The following is a 10,072-nucleotide window of genomic DNA, read 5'->3' on the forward strand; positions in this document are numbered from 1 at the left end:
CGACCGACAGGATGCGACAGTGACGTTCATTTCTTACGCACAGAATTTCGAAGACATACGCCTTTGGCGCGCCCTCAAAACCGTCGAAAACGGCTTCTATATTGACGTCGGGGCCAACGATCCCACCCATGACTCCGTCACCAAAGCGTTCTACGACCACGGCTGGAGCGGCATCAACGTCGAGCCGATGCCCAATTATTATGAAGCCCTGTGCCAGCAACGCCCCAAAGACACCAATCTGCAATGCGTGGCCGGTGAAAGCGCCGATAGCCTGACCTTCTACGGCATTGCCGGCACCGGCCTCTCGACCGCCGACCCGGCCATGGCGCAATTGCACAAAGCCGCCGGCATGGACGTGCGCAGCCAAACCGTGCAATCGCGCACCCTGACGTCCGTCTGCGAAGAACACGTCCAGGGCCGCCCTATACACTTCCTGAAAATCGACGTCGAAGGCCACGAAGAAACCGTCCTGCGCGGTATGGACTTCAGCCAATGGCGACCATGGATCATCCTCATAGAGACTCCTTGGGCGCGCGACCAGACCTGGGAAACCCTCGTCACCGGCGCCGGCTACCATTCCATCCTGTTCGACGGCATCAATACCTACTACCTCGCCGAAGAACACCTGAACCTCAAACCCGCCTTCGACATCCCGCCGTGCAACCTGGACGAATTTCAGTTCTGCAAAGGCCACAACTTCAGCCACCCCGTCGGCGATGCCGAGCCACAGCTGGCCGCCGCCCTGCAACGCGCTGAACAGGCCGAAGCACAGCTGCGCGCAATGCAAAACAGCCGGACCTGGCAAGCCATTCAGAAACTCAAGAAAACCCTGCTTCGCGCCTGACCAGAAGCCTGCGCAAAAATAGTCTGAATTCAGGGGTTTACAGAACCAATCCAATCGCTATAATCGTCGCCCAACACGCCGGTATAGCTCAGTTGGTAGAGCAACTGACTTGTAATCAGTAGGTCCCGGGTTCGACTCCTGGTGCCGGCACCATATAGAACAACGACTTAGGCTCACCTTGCGGTGGGCCTTTTTCGTTTATGGGTATTTGAGGGCCACTTCAGGGGCCACTTCTCTCCTGGTGCCCCTCGTGGGCGGGTTTCCAACCCCCAAAAAAATCCCCCGGAGGAGTTAGACCGGGGGATTGAAAAGCCTACGGCTGAATCGCGGAAGAGGACACAACCCAGCCGCGGGCTTTTGCAACCTCACGCACGCGTGACGTTAGCGTGAGGGTAACCGAGAGTTGATCCCTTCGATTCGTTTGTGGTCAGCGTCGATCCGGGCAAGGGCCGCGGCCCGGCCGGTCAATGCCGCCTTATCCTTCGGCTTCCACTGGCCGGGCGCGTCCATCGGATCGAACTTGTCTTCAGCCTTCGGCAACCGGCGCTGCACAAGTTCTTCGACCGCGGCCAAAATCGCCGCAACCCATTCTTCAACAGATTTCATGCAACCCCCTTCAGCGCGTTGGGTGGTCGGCGTGTGAGTTGTTCACGAGTGAATGTTGAGCCCCCGGGAGCCGGTAGATAGATCTCAACGGGGTAGCCGCCGCCGATGTGCTCAGGTAAGCCGGTGATCTTGTTGCGCAGCTTGATACGCACGTCGATGGTCACAGCCAATGCGCAGTGAGCCGCGTAAAAATCATCTCCAGCCTTGAGGAAGGCTTGGGCGGCCAATGCCTCCGCCTTGCACGCTTCGTCGTGCTGGGCTTCGGTGAGCGCCTTGGCGGCGTCCTTCAGCGTGAGCCGGGCGTCGTGGAGTTGGTCATTCAGATCGTCGATGCGTGCCTTGTAGGCTTCGGCGCTGTCTTCGGACAACGCCAATGACTCCTCGGCCGCGTAGAGTTCTTTTCTCGCTTGCTGCCAATCGCTGCTGTCGCCAAGCGTCATGCCAGTGGCAATTGCAGACGCACCGGCCGCGGCCGCTGTTGCCTTGAGTGCTTTAACTTTTTCCAGAAGGCGGACGTGATCGCCAGCCTTGTCGCGGGCTTCGGCTATCTGGGCTTCAAGGGCTGCCACCTTCCCGGCCGCGGCGTCATAGCTTTTCTGCTCTTTCATGCTCAAAACTCCTGATCTAAGGCGGCGTCGATGGCATCGTTGGCGGTCATGCCGGGGTTGGCCCGGTGCAGCGCGTTGGCCTTGTCGAGAACACGTTGCTGGATGGCGGTTAGCCGCTGTGGGCCGCGCCGTTTCTCAAGTGCCCGAAGGCGGATAATGTTCATGTCTGTTGTCCCTCCAAAGCGGCAAGACGGCGGTCAAAATCGGTGACTTCGGTAATGCGGGCAATCTGCGCAAGGCTGGCAATCAGTGAAGCGCCGATGTCCGGTGACAACTTGCCCGTGCTGATCGCGGTCAGTACGGCCCAACTTGCCGCGGTGAGGTCTTGGCCCTTGGGGAGGGTGAACGTCACCATGGTCGCCACGGGCTTCAGGTCCGGCGTGCTCTTGTTCAAGATCGCCTTTGCAGCACCGGCATCACCTGCCCGGGCGAGCGCTTCCAACACGTCGAACATGTCAGCGCCCAGCTTTGCCGCACGTAGCCGCAAGGCACCGTCCGCGGGCTTACGGCTGCTTGTCATACTTGGCGGCCAGCAACTTCACGGACAATTCGATGAGCGCCACACGGGCGGCAACGCTGCCTGCCTCCGCCTCTGCACGCAGACCGTCCATGTAGCGGCGGATGTCGGCTTTAGACGGCTTCGTGTTCTTTGACCCTTGAATTCTGCCGGGCATGGCGGGAATCCTGATTCGCTCTGATTTGCTTTGAGTATGGCAGATACGCCATAGAATGCGGCCGATTTGCCATTATATTCAATATCGGCTGCGGGGGTGGTCACACGTCCACGTTGGGGTCAGTCAGCCTCGCTTTGTAACTATGATCGGCAGAGAACGGCCAGAAGCGGTCTCTAGACAGCTAGCCGGCAAAACAGTAGCTTGGCAGCACAATAGGTTGCTACCCGTGTCGAATTTCTCTCTGAATGCTGTTGCGTTTGCAACGAGAAGAATCAAGTTGGCCGTGGAGTTGCTGGGCGACAGGGGACTTATGCGATATAAAAAACGTAGCACTGGATATCGTATAGTGCAGTTTTACTAACCAAAGGGACTTGAGATGCACCTTAATTTAGATGAGGCAGAATTAAAGCAGCACGCTTACCGAACCATCTCATACGCTCGACTAATAGAGTTATTTTCGACAAAACAAAACACATTAGTTAAGCCTAGCCTCTGGGAAGATACTTTCGAAAACTTTGCTTTAAAGTCAAAGTTGAGGGATGAAACCGGCCGGCAAATTGAGTACGATATCCATAATCGGATGTATGGGCAATGCTGGACTTTAGAGAAATCATCCGATGCTATGTGGAGAATTTACTCTTCAAACAAAGATGGCATCAGGATTCGGACTACCATCGTTCAACTACTTGATAGTCTTTGTTCCGCCACTATAGATAGAAAAAATTGCGAGCACTGCATTGGTAAAGTTGAGTATTTAAGAGAGGCGGATCTTGTTAAAAGAGCGAAAGATACTTTTACCCCTCATGGTGAAATAACACTTGGCAAGCTTTTTAGCTCTCTTTTGCTAAAGCGACGAGCTTTCAGACATGAAAATGAAGTTCGGTTGATGTTTTGTGATTGGGCTGAAGGTGCTGGCGAGAACAAACTGCTCAAGTATAATATTGAGCCTCATAAACTTATTACTCAGATTATGATAGATCCTCGAGTTTCATATGAGGCGTTCAAACTTATTGAGCAGGACATACGTCAACGAACAGCGTACCAAGGCGAAATTAAGCGATCTCTACTATACCGATTACCAGAGAGCTTAACATTCGACGTGCAAGCAAAAATATAACAAATAAATCAACTTCGCGCCTTTGGCGCCGGACGTAGCAAGCTACTCCTGTTATTGAAGAGTCAGCTAACGGGTGCACTTATGAGTCGCAGATGCCTTGATGAACAGAACACATTGGCGCTGCTGCCCATTCCGAGTACGAGCCTTCATCAACTTGAAGCATCACTCGGGGAGATCGACGCTGGTATGCATGGCGGAGCCAAAGGTTGCCTAACCGACCTAATCAAAATCAACAAACGAACTCGGCACGGCCAAAAGGCTTGGGGGCGATTGAAAGCTGGTCGAAAACACGATCTACTGATTACGTTCCGATTCATAATTTTCGATGAGCAGGAAGATCCGGACCAGTGCTTCTACTCCTGGGAGGCAAGTACACACGGCACGCCGCAAGCGCCCACGCTAATGTGTTATTTCGAGCGGGTTTCCGGTAAACCACCTGAAAGCGGACTTGGTTCGCCTCCGGGTGCATATGTTCAATCGCGGCGTATCTTCTCTGTGCCTGTGCAGTGTGTGTTGAAGGGCTGGGGCAACGTTGAGAATGGCCATATGATTTATGAACACAACATTTCGGCCATGGACTTTGCAGAGCAACAGTTCGAGTCAGCTAGCTACATAGGTCTTACGTCTCGTAACTGGCAAACTAGATACAAAGAACATCAGCGTGATGCATTAACCGGCAGCGAGCTGATATTTCACACTTCCCTACGCAAAGTGTTCAACTGCGATAGTTTTGTGCAGTCCGGGCTTGGAAACTTTGAGTTGGTGAGGAAAGGTGCCGTCCTTCTTTCAGAGCTGCAGTATGTGAATCTCTCCTACGAGGAAGCTATGCAGGTCGAGGAAAAAATGGTCGAGCGCACTCTTTATCCAAAAGGCCTGAACATGATCCCTGGCGGGTTCGCGGGATTTCAGTTCCTTCACAAGCTTGGCTTTCTTAATCGCTCACAGGTCTCCGTTGACGAACGGGATAAGGCTGCGTCGAAATATCTGCTTGACAAGGCCTCTGGGCCACGCCTCGCTCCATGGGTAAAAGAAAAGTGGGCTGATGATCAATTTTACGAGCAGGTCATATTCAAGCGCAGTAATACCTTGAACCGAGATCAAATTCTTTCTATCCGCAAGTACGGGAACGAATGGGGATTCGATCCTGATCTCATTGCAAATTTGGTCGGTGCGAATGACCGACAGGTGCGGGACGTACTTAGTGGTAAGTACTACTCACGCGTTAAATAATCCCTTAACAAGTCAGCTAAGAATTCGGAAGATCCCGCTAAACTCACGCGTTAGTGAGTGTCTGTTCTGGGTCGATTTCTGCCCCTCGTGACAGGCAGAAATCGGCCAGAACCTACCATTTGGAGGAGTCTAGGGGCGGCGGGTTTTCAACCATTTAAGCGATATCTTAAAAAATTAACAATCTACCTCAGTAAAATACTCAATTTCATAAGTGGTATCAATGTGATATCGTTGCTGATCTTTACATATCGAGCAGGATTGAACAGTGGAAGATCTAACCCTCGAAGAATCAGCTATTGATTATTTTGCTATTTATGGAATGCATGGTTATAAAGATATTAAGTTGGACTTTTCCTGTCCGTTTAATATTTTGCTTTCCGAAAATGGTCAAGGTAAGACTACCATAATAAAACTTATAAATGCAGTATTCAATGGGCATATTGAAAAGCTGAAGGAAATTCGGTTTCAATCAATAGAAGTAAAATTCAAGAAGTTTAAGCGCTCAATAATACTCAAACAAGAAGATCTGGATTTGGAATGGGAGTCGCGCGCCTACAAACATATAAAATCCCGTGTGGATGAGCAAACTTTCGACAAGGTATTGAACTCAGTAATAAAGAGTAAAAGCTACAAATCCTTGATGGCAGAAGTTAGGGCCATATTCCCTGAATTGCATCGAGGTGTCCGTAATACAGGGTCTAGTCTCCCCTTTAGTACTATGGCGTTACAAGAGTTGCATGAGGAAAAAAATTTCGTTTCTTCAAAAACTAGTCATCTTGAGTTTTTTAAGATAATTAAAGAAAGATCTCCTTTTAAAACTCTTTATCTTCCGACATATAGGAGGATCGAAGATTTAATTGCAACGCTAAGTGAAGATGAAAAAATCAGCACAAATGAGCACATTAAGTTTGGGTTGAGTGATGTTGAGGCTACAATTGAATCTATAAAAAAAGAGATCCTTACCTCTTGTAATGACTCAACATCAAGAACAAATGGCGAGATCCTCAGCCGCCTCGCCAATGGTTTAAGTTTAACAATAAAAGACAGAGAGATTATTACAAAAAACATTGACTCCCTCAGTCTTGTCTTGAATCGATTTGGTAAGTCTTTGACTGCGGCGGATAAAGAGCTTATTACAAAAAAAGTTAAATCTCATGAAGAGTTTAACGATGAGCGTAACGATACTCTTGTTTATTTTCTCTCCAAGATGTACAGCACATTTAACGAGCAGAGGGAAAAAGATCAAGCCTTAAGTAAGTTTGCAAAGGTTTGTTCGAAGTACTTCAAAAACAAGGAAATGGAATACGATGAGGCGACTCTTGAAGTACAAATAAAGTCGTTAGATACCAATGAGGAAATTGAATTTGAGCACCTTTCCTCAGGCGAAAAACAAATCGTATCCTTATTTTCAAAGCTAATATTGGAGAAAGAAAAAAATCTTTTCGTTTTGTTTGACGAGCCTGAACTATCTCTATCTGTTGAATGGCAAAAAATGTTGCTTACCGACGTACTTAATTCCGGAAGCTGCAAGATGTTGCTGGCCATGACTCACAGCCCATTCATCATGCACGGACTTACAAATTACGCAAGTGATCTTAAGTCGTCCTTCATTAATGGAACTAGTGCATGAGCGACCGAGTAGCTGAATTTCTTGCCTTCGTTGAAGAGACTGAGGTTTATTTTGTCGAGTACTTAAAATCTAGATCTGTATCCGGAAAATCAAAATCCGTAATGGTGCTAGAAGGCAAGGACGACCCAAAATACTACACTCCAATATTCTCCGCCCTAATTAGAACTGCATGGGACCCATTAAGCGTTGGCGGGAAGTCCAACTCGTTGGAGCTCAGGAATCAGATACGGCGTCACCCAAAGTACCATAATGATAACGTATATTTTTTTGTTGATCGTGATTTTGACGCTCCACTTGATTACCCCGATACTTATACGACCCCAGGATATTCGATAGAAAATCTTTATTGCGAGTCAGATACCGTTCGTCGGCTTCTTGAGGCTGAATGCGGTCTGTCAAAAGCTGAAATAGAAAACCGAAAGGATATTCTCGAATATTTGCTATCCACATATATTAATACGCAAAAAAAATTCCATTCAAACAGAAAAATTCACCTACTGAACTCAGTGTTTATGTATGTGAGGACATGCAAAAATGACAAGAAAATTAGCCTGGATAAAGTTCTTAGGCTAGAAGCAAGTATTTGTGAGGGCGGTTTAAATCTAAACCTAAAAAAACAAAAGTACTTTATAGATGCAAGATGTGCTGAGAAAGCAAACTTTAAGCAATTTATAACATCCAGCATAGAATGGAAAGCAGCCTATTCTCAACCAGCAAATCGCTTCAGAGGCAAGCAAGAAATTCTGCTCCTAAGAAAGTTTTTAGAAAGCTTAAAACATGATAAGTATTTATCACAGTCCACAATATTGAAATTCGATACGCATATAAAACTTGAAAATCCCAGCATGGCAGACCATATTTTGTCTACCGTCTCGCAATATGTTAGGCCGCCTGACTGCTTGATTGACTTCCTGACAAAAGTAAACAGCTGCAATGCCGTAGCGGCTTGTCCATAGGCAGATAGAGAGACTCTTAGTAAATACTTTGAGTGGCTGCTTTTGGCCGATTTCTGCCTGTCACGAGGGGCAGAAAACGGCCAGAAACTGCCCTTCATGACAGGCAGCTTTCGGCTCTGGGATCCAACCGGGCGACGCAACGTATTGGCTGAATCGCTCAGCAGGCCAACCAACCACCCATCGATTTAAATTGGGAAGATTTGATGCAGTAGCCACTTGCCGCTAAACCATATAGTGAGGGCCAAAATATAGGTGACGACATGGTACCGAGATATGTTGTCGTTCCAGCGATACCTACGGAAACGGGATCGGTACGTGTTGGTGCCCGCTTCTATTCCAGCATGGCACCTTCTCGTTTTAGTATTTTCGACAACAAAGAACAGCGTCGCCTTCCCCGGTCTTTTCCAACGCGAGCGGGTGCAGAAGCTGAGTGTGAAGCGAAAAACTCAGAGCAGCTATTCAGCCCCAATGTACTGCCTGCAACCACACGAGATGCTTATGCCGGGGCAATGACCGAACATCTCGGTGTGGGCGTCCATGGCTGCATCTAAAGCAAGCTCGGCTTCGTCCTCGGTCATGCGGTTTTTGTCGTCGCTCATGGTGCTCTCCTCGTTGGTGGCGGCGCCTATGAATTCGCGTTGGGGTCGCTCGTGAAGAACTCCTCGTAGTCGGCAAAACCACTGTTTACCGGCTCAAGTGTGGGCGACAGGGGCGACAAGGGCGACAAGCCCCGTATTTTCTGACTTTCAGTGGGGCGACAACGAGGCGACAAGGGGCGACAAACTTCATCGCTGGCGATTTCTGTGGTGGCTGTCGCCTTTTTGTCGCCCACTGTCGCCTCGTTGTCGCCCACCGCCAACCCTCGTAATTGCTAGGTTGTCGCCGTTGTCGCCCCTGTCGCCCCGCTCTGCGGTGGCAAATGCGGATTGACCTCGAAGGCTTGCAGGTCGCCGTTAGGGAATGCCAGCCAGCCGGCGGCGGTTAGGGTGGCGAGAATGCCCCGGTTTGCCGGCATTCATGGCGCAGGCGACGGCGGCCCCGGTTTCTTCATGGATGGTCGCACCGGTAGCCATGCCCTCGCACAGATACAGCGGCTTACAACTGGTGATGATGCCAAGCGGAGAACAGCAGCCCTTGACCATGCCGCCGAACAGAAAGCGCTTTACGCCGTCTGGCTTGATGCGTTGAATGTTTACCAGCAGCCCGTCATAGGTCAGCGGCACCAGCAACACGTCACCGTGTTGGCGCAGGCCATGAGTGCGAATGCCCTTGGCGACTAGGTACGGGTGCGCCGGATCGGCGCGGCGAGCGCCACACCAGAGCCGCTTGGCATTCTCGGCGGCGTCTTGCTGGCGCTGGTGCCGCTCGGCTTCCGCCCGGTGCTTGGCCTGCTCAATACGCTGGCTAATCAACTGCGCTTCAAGGCGGTCGGCCGGCTGGCGGCTGCTCCATTTGTGCCAGTTGCCGCCATCTTTCCAGCTACCGAACAAGCCACACGGGATGCCGTCCATGTGCAACACATACCAGCCGTTGAGTGTGCGAGAACGGTCGCCGGGGACGTGGAAGCGGTGGGGCTTGCCGTCCGCTACCGGTACGAAGTCCAGCGGGCCGAAAGTGGCGGCCAGCTTATCGAGGAACATCATCACGGGGTTAGACATGGCGACACTCCAAATCCATCGCGGCCGCGTTGCTTGGATGACTCACGTCACCAAACATAAATTTCGACCTCTTCATCGAGGCCAAAGCGCTGACGTATCCGGGCGTGGGCCGCCTCCTTATCCGTGTTCTTCTTCACAAGGAACACCTGCCGGGTGGGTCTGTCTGTCTCGTAAATGTCGAAAATTTTGTAGGGCTCTTGCCACCAGACTTCATGACATTCCGTGATGCTCACGGCGCCGTATTTCTTCACCAGAAGTTTTGCCCGCTCGTGGGCAGATGTGCTGCGGTGGTTTTGGTCATCTGACATAAATCCTCCTTACCGCGGAGGAAAGTCACAGGGGTTGTCGACGAACGCGGCAAGGAGGAAACTGAACTTGCTTCTCCAAGCACGCTTCACCTGACGCCACCCGGTGCCCTCCACCCGGTGGCGTTTTTATTGGCAGGCGGCGGCTTTCGCTGCTACGGGGGTACTGGCCTTGCTATCAAGCCAAGCGTCAACGTCGGATCGACGGTAAGCAACAGTTCGCGGGCTGATTTGGATTTTTTGCGGAAAGTCGGGGCGCTTGGAAAGCCGCCATAACGTGACGTCAGAAATAGCCAGCAATGTGGCCAGGGCTTTCGGGCGGATCACCGCGCCACGAGCGGATGAAGGCGGTGAGCTGGCTGTAGCCGCCGTCGTAACCCTCGGCCTTGATCTGCTCGAAGAGCGCTTTGGCGCTCCTGCGATTGTGCTTTGCCCGAAACGAAT

Annotated in this window: 14 protein-coding genes and 1 tRNA gene; 6 read left to right on the top strand and 9 right to left on the bottom strand. The window is 50.8% G+C overall.

The genetic code is table 11. From position 1 onward, the window contains the following. Positions 1–19: 19 nt before the first annotated feature. Together PMI22_RS02000 and PMI22_RS01995 are read left to right on the top strand one after the other, a co-directional pair. Entirely contained in the window at positions 20–844 is an 825-nt protein-coding gene (locus tag PMI22_RS02000; protein ID WP_007949065.1) for an FkbM family methyltransferase, read from the top strand. 77 nt (positions 845–921) lie between these two features. Continuing rightward, positions 922–997 (top strand) — tRNA-Thr (locus tag PMI22_RS01995). A 228-nt stretch (positions 998–1,225) separates the two neighbouring features. Here the strand turns inward: PMI22_RS01995 and PMI22_RS01990 are convergent. Genes PMI22_RS01990 through PMI22_RS31495 form a run of 5 tightly spaced genes read right to left on the bottom strand, consistent with a single transcriptional unit; the run spans position 1,226 to position 2,732 of the window. After that, positions 1,226–1,450 (bottom strand): hypothetical protein, encoded by a 225-nt coding sequence (locus PMI22_RS01990; protein ID WP_007949066.1) that lies wholly within the window; start codon positions 1,448–1,450, stop codon positions 1,226–1,228. Next, positions 1,447–2,058, bottom strand: a complete 612-nt coding sequence (locus tag PMI22_RS01985) for a hypothetical protein (protein ID WP_007949068.1) — start codon at positions 2,056–2,058, stop codon at positions 1,447–1,449. Before PMI22_RS01985 ends, PMI22_RS01990 begins: the two co-directional genes overlap by 4 nt. A 2-nt stretch (positions 2,059–2,060) precedes the next feature. After that, on the bottom strand, positions 2,061–2,222 hold the full coding sequence (locus tag PMI22_RS31490) for a hypothetical protein (protein WP_007949069.1): 162 nt from the start codon (positions 2,220–2,222) through the stop codon (positions 2,061–2,063). Then, positions 2,219–2,512, bottom strand: a complete 294-nt coding sequence (locus PMI22_RS01980; protein ID WP_157214468.1) for a hypothetical protein — start codon at positions 2,510–2,512, stop codon at positions 2,219–2,221. Before PMI22_RS01980 ends, PMI22_RS31490 begins: the two co-directional genes overlap by 4 nt. Before the next feature lie 49 nt (positions 2,513–2,561). Further along, on the bottom strand, positions 2,562–2,732 hold the full coding sequence (locus PMI22_RS31495; protein ID WP_007949072.1) for a hypothetical protein: 171 nt from the start codon (positions 2,730–2,732) through the stop codon (positions 2,562–2,564). Positions 2,733–3,108: 376 nt separating this feature from the next. Here PMI22_RS31495 and PMI22_RS01975 point away from each other — a divergent pair, with 376 nt between their 5' ends. The 4 genes from PMI22_RS01975 to PMI22_RS01960 all read left to right on the top strand — a co-directional run bounded on the left by PMI22_RS01975 (position 3,109) and on the right by PMI22_RS01960 (position 7,665). Further along, positions 3,109–3,849 carry a DUF2971 domain-containing protein gene (locus PMI22_RS01975; RefSeq protein WP_007949073.1) on the top strand — a complete coding sequence of 247 codons (741 nt, stop codon included), beginning with the start codon at positions 3,109–3,111 and terminating at the stop codon, positions 3,847–3,849. 81 nt (positions 3,850–3,930) lie between these two features. Then, entirely contained in the window at positions 3,931–5,079 is a 1,149-nt protein-coding gene (locus PMI22_RS01970; RefSeq protein WP_238543985.1) for a hypothetical protein, read from the top strand. Positions 5,080–5,344: 265 nt separating this feature from the next. Then, positions 5,345–6,709: an AAA family ATPase gene (locus tag PMI22_RS01965; protein ID WP_007949076.1), complete on the top strand. Its 1,365-nt coding sequence runs from the start codon at positions 5,345–5,347 to the stop codon at positions 6,707–6,709. Then, the gene (locus PMI22_RS01960) at positions 6,706–7,665 is read left to right on the top strand and encodes a DUF4435 domain-containing protein (protein ID WP_007949077.1); all 960 of its coding nucleotides are present in this window, start codon (positions 6,706–6,708) and stop codon (positions 7,663–7,665) included. The genes PMI22_RS01965 and PMI22_RS01960 overlap by 4 nt, the downstream gene beginning before the upstream one ends. Positions 7,666–8,120: 455 nt before the next feature. Here the strand turns inward: PMI22_RS01960 and PMI22_RS31500 are convergent, their stop codons facing one another. The 4 genes from PMI22_RS31500 to PMI22_RS32575 all read right to left on the bottom strand — a co-directional run bounded on the left by PMI22_RS31500 (position 8,121) and on the right by PMI22_RS32575 (position 9,955). After that, a complete protein-coding gene (locus PMI22_RS31500) occupies positions 8,121–8,264 on the bottom strand; it encodes a hypothetical protein (RefSeq protein ID WP_007949078.1) in 144 nt (47 codons plus the stop codon). 354 nt (positions 8,265–8,618) lie between these two features. Continuing rightward, positions 8,619–9,323, bottom strand: coding sequence for a hypothetical protein (locus tag PMI22_RS01955; RefSeq protein WP_007949080.1), 705 nt, complete (start codon positions 9,321–9,323; stop codon positions 8,619–8,621). Positions 9,324–9,370: 47 nt separating this feature from the next. Further along, positions 9,371–9,631, bottom strand: a complete 261-nt coding sequence (locus PMI22_RS01950; protein WP_007949081.1) for a hypothetical protein — start codon at positions 9,629–9,631, stop codon at positions 9,371–9,373. Between the two features lie 126 nt (positions 9,632–9,757). Beyond that, positions 9,758–9,955 (bottom strand): AlpA family phage regulatory protein, encoded by a 198-nt coding sequence (locus tag PMI22_RS32575; protein WP_085984720.1) that lies wholly within the window; start codon positions 9,953–9,955, stop codon positions 9,758–9,760. Positions 9,956–10,072: the final 117 nt, after the last annotated feature.

It is taken from the genome of Pseudomonas sp. GM21 (assembly GCF_000282215.1).
In the GTDB taxonomy this organism is placed as follows: Bacteria; Pseudomonadota; Gammaproteobacteria; order Pseudomonadales; family Pseudomonadaceae; genus Aquipseudomonas.